A 19,329-nucleotide genomic window follows, 5' to 3' on the forward strand; every position below is an offset into this window, starting at 1 on the left:
CAGCGGTGACGGGGAGCAGGACTAGGGAGGATGTCGCGATGATCGGAATGGTGCTCGCGGCCGGAGCGGGACGCCGGCTGCGCCCGTACACCGACACCCTGCCGAAGGCGTTGGTGCCGGTGGACGGCGAGACCACGATCCTGGACATCGCGCTGGGCAACCTCGCCGAGGTCGGGCTCACCGACATCGTGATCGTGGTCGGCTACGCGGCGGACGCGGTCCGCGAGCGGCAGGCCGACCTGGAGAAGAAGTACGGGGTCACGCTCACCCTGGTGCACAACGACAAGGCCGAGGAGTGGAACAACGCCTACTCCCTCTGGCTGGCCCGGGAGTACTTCGCACGCGGGGTGCTGCTGGTCAACGGGGACACCGTGCACCCGGTGAGCATCGAGAAGACCCTCCTCGCCGAGCGCGGCCCGGGCATCCTGCTCGCGGTGGACACCCTCAAGCCGCTGGCCGAGGAGGAGATGAAGACCACCTTCGACGCCGCCGGCCAGCTCACCCGGATCACCAAGATCATGGACCCGGGCGAGGCGTACGGGGAGTACATCGGCGCCACGCTTATCGAGCCGCAGGTCGCCGACGCCCTCGCCGACGCGTTGGAGGCGACGTGGCGGCGGGACCCGAACCTCTACTACGAGGACGGCTACCAGGAGTTCGCCGACCGGGGCGGGGAGGTGCGGGCGGCACCGATCGGTGACGTCCCGTGGGTCGAGGTCGACAACCACGCCGACCTGGCCCGCGCGCGGGAGATCGCGTGCCGCTACTAGCTCGGAGCGTCCTCACCCCGCTGCACATCGACGTGCGACGGGGGGCGGTGGCCGACCTGGCGGCGATCCTGGCCGACGGGCGAATCTCCTCCGGCGGTGACGTCGCGGTGGTGGTCGGCCCAGGTCAGGGTGCCCAGATCGCCGAGCTGATCCGACCGTCACTGCGAACTGCCGACGTGTTCACCGTCTCCGGGGGGACTCTGGACGCCGCCGACGACCTCGGCGGCAAGCTCCGCGCCCGGTCGTACGACGCGGTGGTCGGCATCGGCGGCGGCAAGACCATCGACGTGGCCAAGTACGCGGCGACCCGCCGAGGGCTTCCGATGGTGTCGGTGGCGACCAGCCTCGCCAACGACGGGATCGCCTCCCCGGTGGCCAGCCTCATCACCGACGGGATCAAGGGCTCCTACGGGGTGCACATCCCGATCGCGGTGATCGTCGATCTGGACTTCGTGGAGAGCGGCCCGGACCGGCACAACCGGGCCGGCATCGGCGACGTGATCAGCAACATCAGCGCGCTGGCCGATTGGGAGTTGGCCCGCCAGGTACGCGTCGAACCGTTCGACGGGCTCGCCGCCTCCCTGTCCCGGGCAGGCGCCGAAGCGGTGCTCAACCACCCGGGCGACATGGCCGACGACGCCTTCGTCACCGTGCTGGCCGAAGCGTTGATCTCCAGCGGCCTGGCCATGGCCATCGAGGGCACCAGCCGCCCGTGCAGTGGCGGATGCCACGAGATCATGCACGCCATCGACGCGCTCTTCCCCGGCACCGCCTCGCACGGTGAACTCGCCGGGTTGGGCGCGCTGTTCTGCACCTGGCTGCGCGGGGACCTGCGCCGCTTCAGGGAGATGTCGGCCTGCCTGACCCGGCACGGTCTGCCCCGACTCCCCGCCGAGGTGGCGCTCACCGACGACCAGTTCGTGGAGGCGGTGCAGTTCGCGCCGCGTACCCGACCGGACCGGTACACGATCCTCGAACACCTGGCACTGTCGCCTACCGAGACCCGGGAGCGGCTGGCAGACTACGCCGGTGCAATCCGCGACCAGCTTGGCTGACCCCCGTCCCACCGTCGCCGACTTTCACCGGGTGAACCGGGGCGGCGGCCTGTTCAGCGAGTCGATCAGCCAGTGGCTGGGTGCCGTCTTCGCGTTTGTCGCCCAGCGCCTCGGGTTGCGCCCGACGGCGCTGACCATCACCAACCTGGTGCTCGGCCTGGCCACCTCGGTCACCGTGGTGGCACTCGCCGGTCCGGTCGCCGACGGCGACGTACCGGCCTGGATGGTCGGCCTGCTCGCGCTGATCGGCTGGCAGGTGGCGTACTCCCTGGACTGCGCCGACGGGCAGCTCGCCCGGGTGACCGGCCAGGGCAGCGCGGCCGGGGCCCGGGTCGACGTGCTCTGCGACGTGGCCGCGCAGATCGCCCTGGTCGCCGCGTTGGCCGCCACCGCCGTGGCGCAGGAACCGTCCACCCCGACCTGGCTGGTGGCGACGTTCGCGGGCACCTGGATGGTCAACCTGGTCACCTCGGTGATGCAGGCCGGCCCGAACGCCGCCAGCATGGTCACCTCGACCGCACTGCCGGTCCGCCTGGTCAAGCTGATCCGCGACTACGGCGCGGTGATCTTCGTGGCCGCCGTGGTGCTGGCCGTGGCCCCCGCGCTGGTCCTCTGGGTGATTGTCGCCTTCACGATCGTCAACGGTGGCTTCCTGCTGGCCAGCATCGCCTTCTCCGCCCGCGCCTCGCTCCGCTGACGCCGCGCCCCGCGCCCCGCGCAGCCGACGGTCACTCGAGCCCCACCCTGCTCGCCCACACCGCCCCGCTGCGCCTCGCAAGATCCACACAACTTCCCCGATGTTGCTGCTTCCGAGAGCCGGGAGGCAGCAACATCGCTGATGTTGTGTGGATCTTGCCGGGCAGATCCGCCGCGCCGGTCCGTACCTTTGCCCTGCCGCGACAGCCGCCGCCAAGATCGCGCTCGATCCACGAAGTAGGGCCATCCCGCTACCGCGAGACCGCTACATCCTGGATCGAGCGCGATCTTGGCGGCACGGCACGGGCACGGCGCGGCACGGGCGCGGGCGCGGCACGGACGCGGGCGCGGCGCGGCGCGGCGCGGGCGCGGCGCGGCGCGGGCGGTTCAGGTGTGGCTGGGGGTGCGGGCCACGCCTGCGTAGATGTCGATGAGCTGCTTGGTGACGACGTCGGGGTGGAACATGCGCTCGTAGCGGGCGCGGGCGGCCAGAGCCAGCCCGGCCGCACCAGCGCGGGCGACCGGCAGGGCGGCCGCGAGCGCGGCGGGCTCGGGCGCGACCACCCATCCGGCCTCGCCCAGGCCGATCCCCGCCGGCATGGGAGACCCGCCACCCCCGGCGACCGCGGATGCGACCTCGGCCGGGCCGGTGCCGGCCGGTTCGTGCGGGGCATCCGCCCCGACCAGGTACGGAATGCCGCCCAACGCCGTGCCGAGCACCGGCCGGCCGCTCGCCAGCGCCTCGATGATCGCGGTCGGCAGCACGTCGTGCCACATGGAGGCGACGATCACCACCGCGCTCGCCTCGACCGCGGCCCGCACGCCGGCCCGGTCGAGCTGACCGAGGTAGACCACGTCGGGTCGCTCGGCGGCGACCGCCTCCACGAGTGGGCGCAGCTCGCCGTCGCCCGCCACGCGTAGCGTGCCCAGCGCACCCACCGGGTGTCGACGCCAGGCGTCCAGCAGCAGGTCGACGCCCTTCTCCGGGGAGAGCCGGGCCAGGTAGAGGAACCCGTCACCGAGCGGGGTCGGCCGACCCGGGTCGGGCACGGAATTCGGCTTCACCACGACCCGTTCGTCCGGAATGCCGTAATCGTGGAGGTGGTCGGCGATGGCCGAGGTGAGTGCGATGTACCGATCCACCGAGCGCCAGGTGCCCCGGTGCACGGCCAGGGTGGTCGCCATCAACGCGCTCTGCGCCGCCGAGTCGCGGTAGCAGCGGTGCTTGATCGCCGGCACACCCAGCGCCCGGCCCTTGCAGTCCTGACAGATCACGCCGTCCCGGAAGTAGATCCCCGACGAACAGACCTGCCGGTAGTTGTGCACCGTCTGCACCACCGGCACGCCGTGGCGGTGCGCGGTCCGAACCACCCAGGGCGACAGCAGAGGGTACGGATTGTGCAGGTGCAGAACGTCCGGTCGATGCTCGGTGAGCAGCCGGCTCAGGTCGTGCTGGGCGCGCGGCGCCCAGATCGGCGAGATCGGCAGCAGCGCCTTCGCCACCTTCGACATCGACGGGATCTCGTCGGAACTCCGGAGGAAGGGCAGCACCTCGACGCCGGCGGCGGTGAGCTGGGCGATCTCCGCGTCGACGATGATGTTCTCGCCGGAGGGCTGAGCTTCCCGGTACCGGTTGTGCGCCACCACGATTCTCACGGGAAAGAAGGCTACCGTTGGCTGGTGCCCGAACTACCGGAGGTTGAGGCGCTCGCGGGTTACCTGCGCCAGCGCGCGGTGGGGCGGCGCGTCGATCGGCTGGAGATCGCCGCGATCAGCGCCCTGAAGACGTACGAACCGGCACCCACCGCAGTCGCCGGTCGGGCCGTGGTCGACGCCAGCCGACACGGCAAGTTCCTCGACGTGCTCTTCGAGGGCGACCTGCACCTGGTGGTGCACCTGGCCCGGGCGGGCTGGCTGCACTACCGGGAGGCGTTCCCGGCCACCACCCCGCTGCGTCCCGGCAAGGGCCCGATCGCGGTGCGCGTACGCCTGGACGACGGCTCCGGCTTCGACCTCACCGAGGCCGGCACCCAGAAGAAACTGGCCGCGTACCTGGTCACCGACCTGGCGGCGGTGCCCGGAGTGGCCAAGCTGGGCCCGGACGCGCTCGCGGCCGACCTACCCACGTTCGCCGAGCGGCTGCGTAGCCGGCGGGGGCAGGTCAAGGGGGTGCTGACCGATCAGTCGGTGCTGTCCGGGGTGGGCAACGCGTACTCCGATGAGATCTTGCACTCCGCGAAGCTGTCCCCGTTCGCGATCACCGATCGGCTCACCGACGCCCAGATGGCCACCCTGCACGCGGCCACGCGGCAGGTCCTCGGCGACGCCGTCGAGCGGTCCCTGGGTCAGCGGGCGGCTGAGCTGAAGGGCGAGAAGCGCTCCGGGTTGAAGGTGCACGCCCGCACGGGGCTGCCCTGCCTGGTCTGCGGAGACACGGTGCGCGAGGTCTCGTTCGCCGATTCCAGCCTCCAGTACTGCCCCACGTGTCAAACCGGTGGAAAGCCCCTCGCTGACCGACGGTTGTCCCGCCTCGTACGGTGAGTAATTCCACTCGGTGACTACGGAGCGGAATCGTCCCGAGTGAGCGGAAGCTCCGGTCCGCCGCTCTCGCCTCTCGCGCATCCATCGGTATAGTGGCCCGGTCCCCGGCTTCTGAAATGGTGCGGAGCCGGCCAGATCCCGCCGGCACCATCGGTCGCCAATCTCCTTCGGGCGGCGACTGGTCGGAGCCCGCGTGGGAGACTGGGACGGTGGGCGACCCGGGCCCTCACGCCGAGTGAGCGGCCCGTGTCATGCGGGAGGACATGGGTGAGGTGACGGCAAGCCTCCAGCGCCCGGTAACCGACGAAGGCCGGAGCAAACTCGTGCGGCACGTGGACAGCTTCGAGATCCAGCCGCCGACGCCGCCGTCGCACAACGGCGTTCCTCGGTCGGCGTGGACCAGGGCGCGACGACGTGTCTCCCGCTGGCACCGGCCCTACATCGCGACCCTGCTGCTGCTCGACTTCGCCGCGGCGGCGTTCGCCAGCTGGATCGCGATCCAGCTCTTCGACCAGGCGCCCTCCGGCTTCTCCGGCACGCACAAGGACCTCACCTGGTTCCACACCGTCTCCTACCTGCTGCTCCCGCTCGGGTGGGTGGTCATCCTCTGGAGCAACCGGGCCTACGACCGGCGCTACCTGGGCCTCGGGCCTGACGAGTTCAAACGCGTGATCCGGGGCGCGGTGACAGTCACCGCCACCCTCTCCTTCCTCGTCTTCTCCACCAAGACCGCGCCGTCCCGGTGGACGGTGGGCACGGCGCTACTCGGGGCGCTTCTGCTGATTCTCTGGTGCCGGTTCGTGGCTCGTTGGGCGCTGCACTACATCCGTCGGCGGGCCGGTCAGGCCGCGCATCGGATGGTGCTGGTTGGCACCCTGCCGGAGTGCCTGGAGGTCTACGCGGCGGTCACCCGCAACCCGAATGCCGGGCTGGTGCCTGTCGCCATCCACATCACCGACGGCTACGCGGCGGCGCGGGGAATGCCGACCCCGGTGCCGGTGTACGCCGGGCGGGACGTCCTGGCCCTGGTCCGCGAGGTCGGCGGGGACACCATCGCCGTCTGTGGGTCGGCCAGCGCCGAGCCCGGCGAGCTGCGCCGGCTGGCCTGGCAACTCGAAGGCTCCGGCGTCGACCTGGTGGTCGCCCCGCAGCTCACCGACATCGCCGGCCCCCGGGTGCACATCCGGCCGATCGAGGGCCTGCCACTGCTGTACGTCGAGGAGCCGACCCTCTCCGGGCCGGCGCTGCTGGCCAAGAACCTGATGGACCGGGTCGCCGCCGGCCTGGGCCTGCTGCTGCTGATCCCACTCTTCGTGATCATCGCCGTGGCGATCCGGATCTCCGACCGTGGGCCGGTCTTCTTCCGCCAGCCCCGCGTGGGGCACGAGGGGCGCACGTTCCGGGTGTGGAAGTTCCGGACGATGTACGTCGACGCCGAAGATCGACTGGCCAGCCTGGTCGACCGGAACGAGACCGACGGCATGCTGTTCAAGATGAAGCAGGACCCCCGGGTCTTCCCGGTGGGCGGCTTCCTGCGGGCCTCGTCGCTGGACGAACTGCCGCAGCTGATCAACGTGCTCTGGGGTGAGATGTCGCTGGTCGGGCCACGTCCGCTGCCCGCCGACGACGGCGACTTCCTCGGTGACGTGCGCCGTCGGCTGCTCGTCCGCCCCGGCATGACCGGCCTGTGGCAGGTCTCCGGCCGCTCCGACCTGTCCTGGGACGAGTCCGTCCGCCTGGACCTCTACTACGTCGACAACTGGTCGTTGGCGTACGACCTGAGCATCCTGTGGCGCACCGTCGGGGTGGTGCTCGCCCGCAAGGGCGCGTACTAGGGGGTTGGCGCGCTGGCTCGCAGCGGCAAGGATCGCTGCGTGGGTGCCAACCTCTCCGCCGTGGTCGGCGTCGTCTCCCTCGTCACCGCGCTGACCGCTGCCCTGTTGGCGGTGCTGCGGCTACGGGCCCGCCGTGGCATCGCCACCGCCACCCAGCGGGCCACCTACGAGGTGCTGCACACCGCCGGCCTGGCCGCCGAGCCGCTGCGGGCGGGGCTGAGCGAGGCGGGGGCGGCGAAGGCCGTACGTCATCTGCGGGCCCTGGTGGGCGCGGCCGGGCTGGCGCTCACCGACGCCGACCGGGTGCTGGCCCTCGATGGGCGCGGCACCCACCACGGTGAGCAACTACTCTCGGCCGCCCGACGGACGGTGGACACCGGCCGTTCGACGGTGCTCGGCGAGCAGGAACTGCACTGCGACCGGGTGGACTGCCCGGTTCGAGGGGCGGTGGTCGCGCCGCTGCAGGGGGCGGACGGCCGGGTGGTTGGCGCGCTCGTGGCCATCGCCGACAGCCCGCCGGCTCCGGGCCTGGTGCAGGCCACCCTGGAGACCGCGCACTGGGCCGGCAACCAGCTCGCCCTGGCCGAGTTGGACTCGTCGCGGGAACGGCTGGCCCGAGCCGAGGTCCGGGCGTTGCGGGCGCAGATCAGCCCGCACTTCATCTACAACGCGCTGACCGCGATCGGCTCGTTCGTCCGCACCGATCCGGAGCGGGCCCGGGAGCTGATCCTGGAGTTCGCGGAGTTCACCCGGTACTCGTTCCGGGCGCACGGGGAGTTCACCACCCTCGCCGAGGAGCTGCGGTCGATCGACCGCTACCTGACCATCGAACGGGCCCGGTTCGGCGACCGGTTGCAGGTGCGGTTGCAGATCGCCCCGGAGGTGCTGCCGGTGATGCTGCCGTTCCTCTGCCTGCAGCCACTGGTGGAGAACGCCGTCCGCCACGGGTTGTCCCGCAAGCCGGGCACGGGCATGGTGAGCATCGAGGCCCGGGACGCGGGCGCCGAATGCCACATCACGGTGGAGGACGACGGAGTGGGAATGGACCCGACCACGCTGACCGCCGGCATCGCCGAGCTGGCCAGCGGCACCGGCGACCCTGGTGACGACACGGGCCAGCATGTCGGCCTCTCCAACGTCGACGAGCGGCTGCGGTCGGTTTTCGGGGATCGGTTCGGCCTGGTCGTGGAGACCGGGCTGGGCTCGGGTACGAAGGTGAGCATGCGGATCCCGAAGTTCCACGCTGGCGTGCGGGCAGGGTCGTGAGCGGGCGCGGGGCGGCGCGGTGAATGCGTCCGGTTTTCTCCGGGTGTTGGCGGTGGACGATGAGCCGCCCGCGCTCGACGAGTTGGCGTACCACCTGCGGGCCGACCCCCGGGTGGCTCGGCTGAACACCGCCGGGGACGCGACCGAGGCGCTGCGGCTGCTCCGCGACGGTGACGTGGACGTGGTCTTCCTGGACATCCGGATGCCCGGGCTGGACGGGATGGAGCTGGCCCGGGTGCTGCGGCGGTTCGCCCGGCCACCGGCGATCGTCTTCGTCACCGCGTACGACGACGGCGCGGTGGACGCCTTCGATCTGGGCGCCACCGACTACGTACGCAAACCGGTCCGCGCCGACCGGCTGGCCGAGTCGTTGCGCCGGGTGATCGGTTCCCGGGTGGTGCCGTCGCACCCGGCGGCGCTGGCCCGCGCGGAGGAGGACCCGACCATCCCCATCGAGTTGGCTGGCACCACCCGGATGCTGCCGCGCTCGGCGGTGCGGTGGGTGGAGGCGCAGGGGGACTACGCCCGGTTGCACACGGCGGAGGGGTCACATCTGGTGCGGGTCTCGCTGGCCACGCTGGCGGAGCGGTGGGCTGATGCCGGTTTCGTCCGGGTGCACCGGTCGTACCTGGTGCAGTTGAAGCTGATAGCGGAGCTGCGGCTGGTCAACTCCGGCTATGTCGTGGTGATCGACGGTACCGAGCTGCCGGTGAGTCGGCGACACACCCGGGAGCTGAAGGACAAGCTGGTCAGGGCCGCGAAGCAGGACTGGAGTCGCTAAGCCGGAAATGGGCCGGGCGCGCCACCGTACGTCGTACGCTAGTCCGTACGACTTCCGGGAGGCCGCCATGACCGTCACTCCGTTCGACGCCGAGACCGAGTTCGACCGCCAACTCGACCGACTGGTGCAACTGGGTTACCCGGCCCTGGCCGGGCTGCCCGAGACCGCGTTCCGCGACCTGGTCGCACCCCTGCGGGCCAGGGCGGTCGAGGGCGCCGCAGGCCTCCCCGCCCCGACCGACGCCCGGGTGCCATTCCTGCTGGTCATCACCCGGGACCTGATCGGGGTGGTGGAGCGGCTAAAGCTCACCACCATGGCCGGCAAGCGCAAGCCCGGCATCCTGGACCGCAACTACGCCGAGGCAGACCTGCCAAGCTTCGACCCGATCAAGGAGTTGGAGGCCCCGACCGGGCCGGCGTACCTGCTCTTCGACGTCGACCGGGGCGAGGAGTTCCGCAACCTACCGCCGATCACCGCCATGGAAGGGATGACCACCCAGGGGCGGCTGCCGATCAGCATCGACGAGGGGCTCGCCTTCATCACGCTGCACCCGGCCGCGCTGGCGAGCAACAGGTGCTTCTCGCTTGTCGGTTCCCGATGCGGCGACAGACGGGTGCCGGCGCTCTGGATCAGCCAGGGCGCACCGAAGCTGGGTTGGTGCTGGTACGGCAATCCGCACACCTGGCTCGGCTCCGCCGCGGCCCGGCCGGAGCGCGTCGGCCTGGAGTGACCGCCGGACCGACCAGATCCACCTGGTGACCCAACCGGACGGCACCCGCAAGTTGCCGTTCCGGCCAGCGGCAGCATGTCCGTGGAGCTGGTCGTACCGACCAGCTGACGGTTCGGCACAGCGGGGCCGGTGGCGCTGCCGCCGGCCCCGCTTCGTGTTCTCCGGTCAGCAGATGTCAGAAGAGCGGGCGTGTCCGCTGGGAGCGTGAACGCGTCCGGCTGACAGAGGCGGGCCGGGCGCGTTCTGCCGGAGGATCGGACCATCCAATCCGCGGCGTCGCCGCCTTTTTCAGGAGGTCCTCATGATCATCGCGATCATCGACTTCAGGACTGCTGCCACCGACCGGCCCGCTGCCCTCGCCCAGTTGGACGGGGAGGGTGATCGGGTACGCGCCATGCCGGGCAACATCGCTTTCCGGGTCTACGCCGCGCGTGAGGACGACACCGCAGTCGCCGTGATCCACGAGTGGGAGGACGAGGCTTCGCTCGCCGGCTACCTGAGGTCGGACTCCTTCGCACGATTCGGCGAGGTAATCCGGCCGATGATGATCGGAGCGCCGGTGAGCCGGCGCTTTCGCGCCGACCTGCTGGAGACGGTGGCCTGACCGGCGTCGCGACGGACTTCTAGGATCGGCCGGTGCGAGGCCATCGATGACCCGCAGGGCGTACAGCTTCGTCCGCACAGTCGCGCCGGAGTTCGCTCGCGACCTGTGTGTGGACCGCCACTACCTGCTCTGCGCCTCCGCCGGGACCCTCCGGCTGGAGGCGCAGGGTCAGGCGTGGTTGCTGCCACCGGCGCGGGCCGCCCTGATCGAGGCAGGCCGGCCGATCCGGGTGAGCATCCCGCGGCCGGTCACTACCGCGTCGGTGCTGTTCGATACCGGATTCACTCCGGCCCCGCCAGCGCCCTTGACCGTATTCGACCTCAACCCGCTGGCACGCGCACTGCTGACCGAGTGCCGCACGTGGATCGAGTGCGACGAACCCCTCACGGCGTACGCCGAGACGCTGTTCGCCGCGCTCGCGGCGGTGACCTGGCGGCTCGCGCAGCAGCCGAGCCCGGTCGTCGTGCCGGCGGGGCGATCACCGGAGCTGCGCCGGGCCCTTGAGCTGACCGAGCAGCGGCTCGGCGGTGAGGTCCGCTTCGAGGACGTGGCAGTCGACGTTGGCCTCGCGCCACGGTCGCTGGCACGGCGCTTCGCGGAGGAGACCGGCATGACCTGGCGGGCAGTCCTGCGCCGAATGCGGGTGTTGGGCGCGATCGAGGAACTCGCCGCGGGTGACACCCCGGTAACCAAGATCGCATTCATGGTCGGGTACACCTCACTGTCGGCGTTCAACGCCGCATTCAGGGAGCTGACTGGCCGCACGCCGACGGAGTACCGGGCCAGCTTTCGGCCCTGAGCGGATCAGCTGACGGTTCGGCACAGCGGGGCCGATGGCGCTGCCATCGGCCCCGCCCTCGATCGGCGTGCCCGCGACGTCAATCCGGAAGCGGGAAGCGGGTCCAGGTCTTTCCGTCACTGGTCAGCAACACGTGGTCCGGCCCAAGCACCGTCATGTCGTCACGGCCGTAGAGCCAGGCGAGCCCAGGGGCGGCACCCACCCCTCCGTCATTTCGCCGGTACGCCTGCTCCACGGTGAAGTGCCGCCCATCGTCCCGACTCGTCCACAGCCGCGAGGTGTTGGTTGGCGGTGGATCGGTCTCGAGGGCGAAATTGCCCGACTCGGCGACCAGCAAACTGCCGTCCGCGCCCACGGTGATCTCCAGCGTCTCCTGCGTGTCGGGCAGATCGGTGCCGACGTCCGCCCAGCTCCTCCCGCCGTCGGTGGTCCGCAGCAGCTGGACCGGCCCGACCACCGTCATCGGTGGGGCCCCTGGCGGTGGCGGAGGATCGATCAGCAGGTACGCCTCCTGCTCGCTCAGCCCTACCACTGCTCGCACATCCGCGCCCTTGGGCGGCCGCCAGGTGTTCCAGGTGGCACCCCGGTCCACGCTCCGAGCGACAACCATGACGTCGAGGTCACCCGGCCAGTAGGTCACCCAGATCGTTCCGTCCGCGCTCTCGTAGATGCTGTGCGGCGGAACAGGTGACGTCGGTTTGCCACGGAGCTGGTACACCGTCCCTGTCGACGGGTCCACGGCGAGCGGCCGCTGGATCGCAGAGCAGCCATCCTGGCAGGACACGGCGCGGGCCTTTTCCGGGAAGGCGGGCACCGCCACCATCGCCTGCGCCGCGTCTCGCCAGGTCCGGCCGTAGTCGGTGGAGAGTCTCGTCAGATCGCCGTCCCGGATCAGATAGGAGCGGTCCCCGAGGACGGAGATTCTTAGGTCGGCGTATCCCACGCCATAAGCCCGGCACGACGTGGCCTGGTAGCGGGCCGCGTCGTAGTCGCTCCATCTCCGTCCTCCGTCGTCGGTGTATGTGAAGCGGATCGTGCAACTGTCGATCTCCACACCCACACCGGAGTTCGGACCTGTCATGAAGAGTTGGGTGGCGCGGTCTCGTGCCTGCGGAATGGGGGTCGGCTCGGCCCAGCCATCACCACCGGTAGGGGCAACCAGCGGTAGCGCCGCCATGCCAGCGAAGACGACCACGAGGGCCAGTGCCACCCCGCCGATCCGCCGCCGCCGACGCGACCGAGCAGCCGAGCGCAGGTCATCGAGGGGCGGCTGACGGACGACCTCGCTTATGGTGTCGGCGTCGAAGCCTGAGAAGTCACGATCGGACACTGATCCTCCCGGTGCTCGTGCTATCGGTGACGTCACGGTCAGTGAGGAGCGCCGCGAGCGTCTGCCGCCCTCGGGACATGCGGGACTTGACCGTGCCGACGGAGACGCCGAGGGTTGCCGCGACCTCCTCGACGGGCAGGTCAACGAGGTAGTGCAGAGCTAACGCGTTCCGCTGCCCGTCAGGCAGACCGCGCAGCGCGGCTAGCAGCGCCAGGTGCTCGGGTGAGCGGTCGGCGACTGCGGGCGGCGGGCCGATCCGGCGCAGCAGCCCGTCGAGCACCCGCCGTCGTCGATGTCGGCTCCGGGCGACGTTTACCGCGACCCGGCGCAGCCATGCCTCCGGGTTGTCCAGGCGGGTAAGCCGACCGGGTGCGGCCAGGGCACGGGTGAACGCCTCCTGGACCGCCTCCTGCGCCTCGTTCAGGTCTCCGGTCACCGCGTAGAGCTGGACCACAAGTCGTCGGAAACAGCCCGCGTAAAGCTCGGCAATCAGATCAGCGTCGAACACCCTCACCACCCCTCTTCACCTGTCCCACTCCTGGGCGGAGGGAAAGGTTCCGGGCGACGGTCAGAAGATGTCGGCGAGCGTCAGGGCGAGGGGGAACGGCTGCTCGGTGCGGTAGACCTCGCCGACCGGGAGCAGTGCCTGCTCGCGGTAACCGCCCGCGCCGTTCGCCAACACGGTCAGGGTCTGCTTCCGCGGCTCCACCAGCCAGTAGAGGGGGATGCCGGCGGCCGCGTACTCGTGGCGTTTGAGCACCAGGTCGCGGCCGGCGTTGCTCGGCGAGATCACCTCGACGACGAGGAGCACGTCGGCCGGGTCGAGCGCCGCACCGCCCCGATCCACTGCGCTCTCGCGGGCGACGAAGAGATCCGGCACGAAGTAGGAGGAGCGTTTGGCGCTCACCCCGATGTCCTGACCGACGAGCACGCCAGTGGGGGCCTGCCGGTCGAGGAGCCGGCGGAGGCGGTTGGCGACCGCGCCGTGGAAGACGTCCGCGTGGGGGGACACGAGCAGGCTCCCGTCGAAGATCTCGTAGACCTGGTCGTCCTCCGGAAGACTCTGGAGGTCGTCCACCGTCCAAGCGGCCCCGTGGTCGGGCCGAGCAGGATTGGTCACCGTCACACCTCCTCTCTACCGGACCACCCTGACACCTCCGTCGATCGTCCACAACGAGTCACGGGTCTTCGCACAGGCCAGCCAGCACGTCTGCCGAGTTATCCACAGGCGTGAACGGTTCTCCACAGGTTATTCACAACGCGACCCAATGATCTCCACGGCGGCTCCCTACTGTCAGGACCATGAAGGAACGCCGGGTACTGGTGGTCGAGGACGAACGGACCATTGCCGAGTCCATCGCCGCCCGATTGAGGGCAGAGGGTTTCACCGTGCAGATCGCGGCGGACGGGCCGAGCGCGGTCGCGCAGTTCCACGCCGGGCAGCCGGATCTCGTCGTACTCGATGTGATGCTGCCGGGCTTCGACGGCCTGGAGGTGTGCCGCCGGATCCAGGCCGAACGGCCGGTGCCGGTGCTGATGCTCACGGCCCGCGACGACGAGAACGACCTGCTGGTGGGGCTCGCGGTTGGCGCGGACGACTACCTCACCAAGCCGTTCTCGATGCGGGAGTTGGCGGCTCGGGTGCACGTCCTGCTGCGACGGGTGGAGCGGGCCGTCACTCCGACGCCGCCCGCCATCCGCCTCGGTGACATCGAGATCAACGAGGCCGAGCGGCGGGTCCGCCGGGACGGCACGGACGTGCATCTCACGCCGACCGAGTTCGACCTGCTGGTCCACCTCGCCGGGCGACCGCGCACGGTGCTCCCCCGGGAACGGCTGCTCGCCGACGTGTGGGGATGGGCCGACAGGAGCGGCACCCGCACGGTGGACAGCCACATCAAGGCGCTGCGCCGCAAGTTGGGTGCGGGCCTCATCCGTACCGTGCACGGTGTCGGCTACGCCCTGGAGCTGCCGTCATGACCGCCACCGTGCTCGCCCGGCTGGACCGGGTGCTGGAGCTGCTGCGCGTCTGCGCGCTGGGTCAGATCGCCGCCGAGTTGCCCCACGACGGCCTCTGGGCGACGAACGTCGGCCGGGAGCGGGCCCGCCGGAAGCTCGAGACGGTCCCGCTGACCGGCAGTGCGACGGACTGTCTCGGTCTGCGGGGCTGGTGAGCGGGAACGCTTGACAATCCCGCACGGCGGGCAAGACTGCCGGGGTGGCCAAGCAACTCCCTGACGTGGGGTCGGGCGGTACGGTACCGCCGCCCCGGCGGGCCCGGATCGTGCTGGCCGAGATCACCCGGCAGGACACGCGCGCCGAGCGGACCCGCGCCGAGTTGGCCCAGCAGACGCAGGTGGGCGAGGCGCTGGTCCGTGGCCTGGTCCGGGCTCAACTCGCGCTGGCGCTGCGGCTGTCCCTGGTGGTGGTCATCGGGTTGGGCGGGCTGCCCTGGCTGTTCGCCATCGCACCGTCGCTCGGCCGGACCACCGTGGCCGGCGTCAACCTGCCGTGGCTGCTGCTCGGGGTGGCGTCCTTCCCGTTCCTGATCGCCGTGGGCTGGGCGTACGTGCGGTTGGCCGAGCGCAACGAACAGGACTTCACCGATCTGGTGCAGCGGCCGGAGCGCTGAGGTGGGCAACGACTTCGTGGTCCCGGCCATTGTCGCGGTCACCCTGGTCACCGTCGGGATCGGCTTCTACGGGCTGCGGCTGGCCCGGACCACGTCTGACTTCCTGGTCGCGTCCCGGGCGATCAGCCCGACGTGGAACGCCGCCGCGATCGGCGGGGAGTACCTGTCGGCGGCGAGCTTCCTCGGCATCGCCGGGCTGGTCCTCAAGTACGGCGTGGACGTGCTCTGGTATCCGGTCGGGTTCGCCGCCGGCTACCTGGCTCTGCTGCTCTTCGTGGCGGCGCCGCTGCGCCGCTCCGGCGCGTTCACCCTGCCCGACTTCTGTGAGTTGCGGCTGGGGTCCCGCCGGCTGCGCATCCTGGCCACCGCCTTCGTGATCTTCATCGGTTGGCTGTACCTGGTGCCGCAGCTCCAGGGCGCCGGGCTCACCCTGGCCACGGTGGCCGGCTCCCCGTACCCGCTCGGTGCCCTCCTGGTGGCCACCGTGGTCACCGCGAACGTGGCGCTGGGCGGGATGCGGGCCATCACCTTCGTGCAGGCGTTCCAGTACTGGCTCAAGTTGACCGCGCTCGCCGTACCGGTGATCTTCCTGGCGCTGCAGTGGCAGGCCGACGGCCGCCCGGCGGTGACCCCGCCCGACGGGCCGACGTTCCGGGCCGCGACCACCGTCGTGGTCGAGCACCGCGCGACCCTCACCCTGCCCGACGGCGACATCCAGGAGGTACGCCCCGGCGACGAATTGACCTTCGCCGCCGGTGATCCGGTGCCGGAGGTGTCCGGAGTGGCCACCGACGCCAGCGACTGGCTGCTGCCCAGCGCCGCGGGCAACGACGACCGGGGGCTGTTCGCCACGTACTCGCTGATCCTGGCCACGTTCCTGGGCACCATGGGCCTGCCGCACGTGCTGGTCCGCTTCTACACCAACCCGGACGGCGCGGCGGCCCGCCGGACCACCCTGGTCGTGCTGGCCCTGGTCGGGGTCTTCTACCTGCTACCCACCCTGTACGGGGTGCTCGGCCGGATCTACACGCCACAACTGCTGGTCAGCGGGCAGACCGACGCGGTGGTGGTGCTGCTGCCCGGCGCGGCCCTCGGCGACGGGACACGTGGGCGACTGCTCGCGGCGCTGGTCTCGGCGGGCGCGTTCGCGGCCTTCCTCTCCACCTCGTCCGGACTGCTGACCAGTGTCGCCGGCGTGATCTCGACGGATGTGCTCGGCCGGGGCTCGGTACGCGGCTTCCGGTTCGCCACGGTGATCGCCGGAGCTGTGCCGACGGTGCTGGCGCTGCACGTCTCCGGACTGGACGTCTCGCAGGTCGTCGGTTTGGCCTTCGCGGTTGCCGCGTCGAGTTTCTGCCCGCTGCTGGTGCTCGGTATCTGGTGGCGTGGGCTGACCGACGTGGGCGCCGCCGCCGGCGTGGTGGTCGGCGGCGGTGCGGCGATCGGGGCCGTACTGGTCACCGTGCTCGGGCCACCGCTGTCCGGGTGGCCGGCCACGCTCACCTCGCAGCCGGCCGCCTGGACGGTGCCACTGGCCTTCACCGTGATGGTCGCGGTGTCGGTCGCCACCCGCCGCCGCGCGCCCGCCGACGTCGCGGCCACCATGCTCCGCCTGCACACCCCCGAGGCCCTGCGCCTGTAGCTGGTTCGGGGCTGAGCCGCCGGGCCGTCCGCCTTGGGGATGATCGCGAATCCACCCGCTGCCGGACGGCGCAACCGGCGACCGCCGGTTACCGTCGGCGCATGACTGTTGAGCACTCCGCGCTCGCACTGCGTGGCCTGGCCAAGCGGTTCGACGGCACGATCGCGGTGGCCGGCGTCGACCTCGACGTTCCCGCCGGTTCCTTCTACGGCCTGCTCGGCCCGAACGGTGCCGGCAAGACCACCACCCTGTCGATGGCGGTCGGGCTGCTGCGGCCGGACGCCGGTTCGGCCTGGGTGCTCGGGCACGACGTCTGGCAGGACCCGCTCACCGCGAAGCGACTGCTCGGTGTGATGCCGGACGGCGTCCGGCTGTTCGACCGGCTGACCGGGGCGGAACTGCTGGCGTACAACGGGTTGTTGCGCGGGATGGACCCGGCGGTGGTCGACCAGCGGGCCGCGGAGCTGCTCGACGTGCTGGCGCTCGGCGACGCCGGACGGACGCTGGTGGTGGACTACTCGGCCGGCATGAAGAAGAAGATCGGCCTGGCCTGTGCGCTGCTGCACGGTCCCCGACTGTTGGTGCTGGACGAGCCGTTCGAGGCGGTCGACCCGGTCTCCGCCGCGCTGATCCGGGACATCCTCACCCGCTACGCGGCAGGCGGCGGCACGGTGGTCTTCTCCAGTCACGTGATGGAGGTCGTCGAACGCCTCTGCTCACACGTGGCGATCCTCGCCGGAGGCACCATCAAGCGGTTCGGCACTCTGGACGAGGTACGCGGGGAACGCTCGCTGGAGCAGGTCTTCGTCGAGGTGGTCGGCGGGCGCACCGCAACCGGTGAGGAGCTGTCGTGGCTCTCCCAGTGAGCGCGGACGCCGCGCCCGACGCGCCGGCACGCGCCGTCACCGCTGGGCACTTCGTGCGGCTCAAGCTGCGGGTGATGGGCAACAGTTTCCGGGGCCAGGGCCGGCGGATCGCCATGTTCATCGGTGGCGTGCTGCTTGGGCTCTGGTTCGCCGTCAGTGGTTTCTTCCTCTTCGCCGCGCCCGGTCTGGCGGGCGACGGCCAGTACGCCGTGCTGGTCGCCGCGGCCGGCGGTGGGCTGCTGGTGCTCGCCTGGCTGCTGCTGCCGCTGGTCTTCTTCGGGGTGGACGAGACCCTGGATCCGGCCCGGTTCGCGCTGCTGCCGCTGTCCCGGCGCACCCTGGTCACCGGTCTGTTCGCCGCGGCCCTGATCAGCGTGCCCGCGCTGGCGGTGCTGGTCGCGTCGTTCGGGCTGGTGCTCACCGCCGGGGCGTTGGGCGGTTGGACCGCCGGCCTGGTGGCCGTCGTCGGCGTGGTGGGCGGGGTGCTGCTCTGCGTGGCCACGAGTCGGGCGGTGACCAGCGCTTTCGCCACCATGCTGCGCTCCCGCCGGGTGCGTGACCTGGCGGCCGTGCTGCTGGCGGTGACCGCCGCGCTGCTCGGGCCGTTGCAGGTGTTCGGCCTCGCCGCGCTACGGGAGGCGGACTGGGACCGACTGGCCGGGGTGGCGACGGTGCTCGGTTGGACACCGCTCGGCGCTCCGTGGACCGCCGGCATCGACGTGGCGCAGGGGCGGGTCTGGGCTGCGCCGGTCAAGCTGCTGATCACGGTTGCGTCGCTCGGCGTCCTGTTGGCGTGGTGGTCGCGGTCGCTGGAATCGGCGATGGTGGGCGCGGTGAGTGCCGGTAAGGCTCCGGTGCAGCGCGGTGCCACCGGCGGCGCGGTCAGCCAACTGTTTCCCCGGATCGCCGGCTGGGCCCGTCGGGACCGGTTCGGCACGTTGGTCGCTCGGGAGGCCCGCTACTGGTGGCGGGACGCCCGCCGCCGGGCGAATCTGATCACGATCGCGGTGGTCGGCATCTTCGTGCCGGTGATGGTCAACCTTGGCGGCTCGGGCTTCGCGTCGACGGCCGGAGAGGGCTTCACGACGGGCACCGGCGGCAGCTCACCGGTGTTGGTCACCATCTCGATGCTCTTCGTGGGCGTGCTCGCCGCCGTCACCCTGGCCAATCAGTTCGGCTTCGACGGCAGCGCGTACGCCGCGAACGTGGTGGCCGGTGTGCCGGGCCGGGTCGAGTTGCGTGCGCGGATGACGGCCTTCTCGCTGTATGTGCTGCCGATGCTGGCGATCGTCGCGGTGGTGCTGTCGGTGCTGCTCGGTCGGCCCGAATGGATCGGGCTGACGGCGGGCAGCCTCGCCGCCACCTACGGCGCGGGGTTGGCGGTGAACAGCTTCGTCTCGGTGCTCGGGGCGTACTCGCTGCCGGAGACGAGCAACCCGTTCGCGATGAACAGCGGCGCCGGCATGGCGAAGGGGCTGCTCACCATCCTGTCCATGGTCATCTCCGCGGTCGTCGCGGTGCCGATGGTGGTGGCGGCGGCCCTGCTCGGCGACGCCTGGCTCTGGCTGGCCCTGCCGGTGGGCATCGCGTACGGGCTGGGCACGGCTCTGCTGGGCGCGTACCTGGCCGGTGACGTGCTGGACCGGCGTCAGCCGGAGCTGCTGGCCACGGTCACGCCGCGCCGTTAGCCGGCGAGCTGACCGGGGGCCTGGGCCGCCGGTGGCGAGGGCCTCGATGGTGGCGACACCTGCGACCCGGGTTGATCGCGGTGGGACCCCAGTG

General features: G+C 71.1%; 20 protein-coding genes. 16 read left to right on the forward strand and 4 right to left on the reverse strand.

The window, feature by feature from the left end:
* Nucleotides 1-38 precede the first annotated feature (38 nt).
* Genes C7C45_RS17530 through C7C45_RS17540 form a run of 3 tightly spaced genes read left to right on the forward strand, consistent with a single transcriptional unit; the run spans nucleotide 39 to nucleotide 2,522 of the window.
* Nucleotides 39-770 (forward strand): phosphocholine cytidylyltransferase family protein, encoded by a 732-nt coding sequence (locus tag C7C45_RS17530; RefSeq protein WP_007453659.1) that lies wholly within the window; start codon nucleotides 39-41, stop codon nucleotides 768-770.
* On the forward strand, nucleotides 758-1,825 hold the full coding sequence (locus C7C45_RS17535) for an iron-containing alcohol dehydrogenase family protein (protein WP_110564737.1): 1,068 nt from the start codon (nucleotides 758-760) through the stop codon (nucleotides 1,823-1,825). The genes C7C45_RS17530 and C7C45_RS17535 overlap by 13 nt, the downstream gene beginning before the upstream one ends.
* On the forward strand, nucleotides 1,800-2,522 hold the full coding sequence (locus tag C7C45_RS17540; protein WP_110564738.1) for a CDP-alcohol phosphatidyltransferase family protein: 723 nt from the start codon (nucleotides 1,800-1,802) through the stop codon (nucleotides 2,520-2,522). The genes C7C45_RS17535 and C7C45_RS17540 overlap by 26 nt, the downstream gene beginning before the upstream one ends.
* Before the next feature lie 386 nt (nucleotides 2,523-2,908).
* On the opposite strand, the gene C7C45_RS17545 is transcribed toward C7C45_RS17540, so the two are convergent.
* Nucleotides 2,909-4,177 carry a glycosyltransferase family 4 protein gene (locus tag C7C45_RS17545; RefSeq protein ID WP_110564739.1) on the reverse strand — a complete coding sequence of 423 codons (1,269 nt, stop codon included), beginning with the start codon at nucleotides 4,175-4,177 and terminating at the stop codon, nucleotides 2,909-2,911.
* Nucleotides 4,178-4,201: 24 nt separating this feature from the next.
* On the opposite strand from C7C45_RS17545, the gene C7C45_RS17550 reads away from it, so the two are divergent.
* The 7 genes from C7C45_RS17550 (at nucleotide 4,202) to C7C45_RS17580 (ending at nucleotide 11,077) form a co-directional block, all read left to right on the forward strand.
* Nucleotides 4,202-5,062 carry an Fpg/Nei family DNA glycosylase gene (locus tag C7C45_RS17550; protein ID WP_110564740.1) on the forward strand — a complete coding sequence of 287 codons (861 nt, stop codon included), beginning with the start codon at nucleotides 4,202-4,204 and terminating at the stop codon, nucleotides 5,060-5,062.
* A gap of 263 nt (nucleotides 5,063-5,325) precedes the next feature.
* Nucleotides 5,326-6,897 carry a sugar transferase gene (locus C7C45_RS17555; protein ID WP_167454747.1) on the forward strand — a complete coding sequence of 524 codons (1,572 nt, stop codon included), beginning with the start codon at nucleotides 5,326-5,328 and terminating at the stop codon, nucleotides 6,895-6,897.
* A 39-nt stretch (nucleotides 6,898-6,936) separates the two neighbouring features.
* Nucleotides 6,937-8,163, forward strand: coding sequence for a sensor histidine kinase (locus tag C7C45_RS17560; protein WP_110564742.1), 1,227 nt, complete (start codon nucleotides 6,937-6,939; stop codon nucleotides 8,161-8,163).
* Between the two features lie 19 nt (nucleotides 8,164-8,182).
* Nucleotides 8,183-8,944, forward strand: a complete 762-nt coding sequence (locus C7C45_RS17565; protein WP_110564743.1) for a LytR/AlgR family response regulator transcription factor — start codon at nucleotides 8,183-8,185, stop codon at nucleotides 8,942-8,944.
* Between the two features lie 67 nt (nucleotides 8,945-9,011).
* Complete coding sequence (locus tag C7C45_RS17570) at nucleotides 9,012-9,674, forward strand: DUF5701 family protein (protein ID WP_110564744.1); 663 nt, start codon at nucleotides 9,012-9,014, stop codon at nucleotides 9,672-9,674.
* Between the two features lie 301 nt (nucleotides 9,675-9,975).
* Nucleotides 9,976-10,278 (forward strand): putative quinol monooxygenase, encoded by a 303-nt coding sequence (locus C7C45_RS17575; RefSeq protein ID WP_110564745.1) that lies wholly within the window; start codon nucleotides 9,976-9,978, stop codon nucleotides 10,276-10,278.
* Between the two features lie 46 nt (nucleotides 10,279-10,324).
* Complete coding sequence (locus C7C45_RS17580) at nucleotides 10,325-11,077, forward strand: AraC family transcriptional regulator (protein ID WP_110564746.1); 753 nt, start codon at nucleotides 10,325-10,327, stop codon at nucleotides 11,075-11,077.
* A gap of 79 nt (nucleotides 11,078-11,156) precedes the next feature.
* Here the strand turns inward: C7C45_RS17580 and C7C45_RS17585 are convergent, their stop codons facing one another.
* The 3 genes from C7C45_RS17585 to C7C45_RS17595 are packed head-to-tail and all read right to left on the reverse strand — an operon-like array spanning nucleotide 11,157 to nucleotide 13,527.
* The gene (locus C7C45_RS17585; RefSeq protein ID WP_110564747.1) at nucleotides 11,157-12,407 is read right to left on the reverse strand and encodes a WD40/YVTN/BNR-like repeat-containing protein; all 1,251 of its coding nucleotides are present in this window, start codon (nucleotides 12,405-12,407) and stop codon (nucleotides 11,157-11,159) included.
* A complete protein-coding gene (locus tag C7C45_RS17590; RefSeq protein ID WP_208641205.1) occupies nucleotides 12,394-12,915 on the reverse strand; it encodes an RNA polymerase sigma factor in 522 nt (173 codons plus the stop codon). The genes C7C45_RS17585 and C7C45_RS17590 overlap by 14 nt, the downstream gene beginning before the upstream one ends.
* 60 nt (nucleotides 12,916-12,975) lie before the next feature.
* On the reverse strand, nucleotides 12,976-13,527 hold the full coding sequence (locus C7C45_RS17595) for a Uma2 family endonuclease (RefSeq protein WP_167454745.1): 552 nt from the start codon (nucleotides 13,525-13,527) through the stop codon (nucleotides 12,976-12,978).
* Between the two features lie 182 nt (nucleotides 13,528-13,709).
* Here C7C45_RS17595 and C7C45_RS17600 point away from each other — a divergent pair, with 182 nt between their 5' ends.
* The 6 genes from C7C45_RS17600 to C7C45_RS17625 all read left to right on the forward strand — a co-directional run bounded on the left by C7C45_RS17600 (nucleotide 13,710) and on the right by C7C45_RS17625 (nucleotide 19,235).
* A complete protein-coding gene (locus tag C7C45_RS17600; RefSeq protein ID WP_110564749.1) occupies nucleotides 13,710-14,387 on the forward strand; it encodes a response regulator transcription factor in 678 nt (225 codons plus the stop codon).
* The gene (locus tag C7C45_RS17605; protein WP_110564750.1) at nucleotides 14,384-14,581 is read left to right on the forward strand and encodes a hypothetical protein; all 198 of its coding nucleotides are present in this window, start codon (nucleotides 14,384-14,386) and stop codon (nucleotides 14,579-14,581) included. Before C7C45_RS17600 ends, C7C45_RS17605 begins: the two co-directional genes overlap by 4 nt.
* 44 nt (nucleotides 14,582-14,625) lie before the next feature.
* The gene (locus tag C7C45_RS17610; protein WP_244200427.1) at nucleotides 14,626-15,039 is read left to right on the forward strand and encodes a DUF485 domain-containing protein; all 414 of its coding nucleotides are present in this window, start codon (nucleotides 14,626-14,628) and stop codon (nucleotides 15,037-15,039) included.
* Between the two features lies 1 nt (nucleotide 15,040).
* The gene (locus C7C45_RS17615) at nucleotides 15,041-16,681 is read left to right on the forward strand and encodes a sodium/solute symporter (RefSeq protein WP_110564751.1); all 1,641 of its coding nucleotides are present in this window, start codon (nucleotides 15,041-15,043) and stop codon (nucleotides 16,679-16,681) included.
* 101 nt (nucleotides 16,682-16,782) lie between these two features.
* On the forward strand, nucleotides 16,783-17,547 hold the full coding sequence (locus C7C45_RS17620; RefSeq protein WP_110564752.1) for an ABC transporter ATP-binding protein: 765 nt from the start codon (nucleotides 16,783-16,785) through the stop codon (nucleotides 17,545-17,547).
* Nucleotides 17,532-19,235, forward strand: coding sequence for an ABC transporter permease (locus tag C7C45_RS17625; RefSeq protein ID WP_110564753.1), 1,704 nt, complete (start codon nucleotides 17,532-17,534; stop codon nucleotides 19,233-19,235). Before C7C45_RS17620 ends, C7C45_RS17625 begins: the two co-directional genes overlap by 16 nt.
* The last annotated feature ends 94 nt before the right edge of the window (nucleotides 19,236-19,329 follow it).

Source organism: Micromonospora arborensis (assembly GCF_003205615.1).
Taxonomy (GTDB): Bacteria; Actinomycetota; Actinomycetes; order Mycobacteriales; family Micromonosporaceae; genus Micromonospora; species Micromonospora arborensis.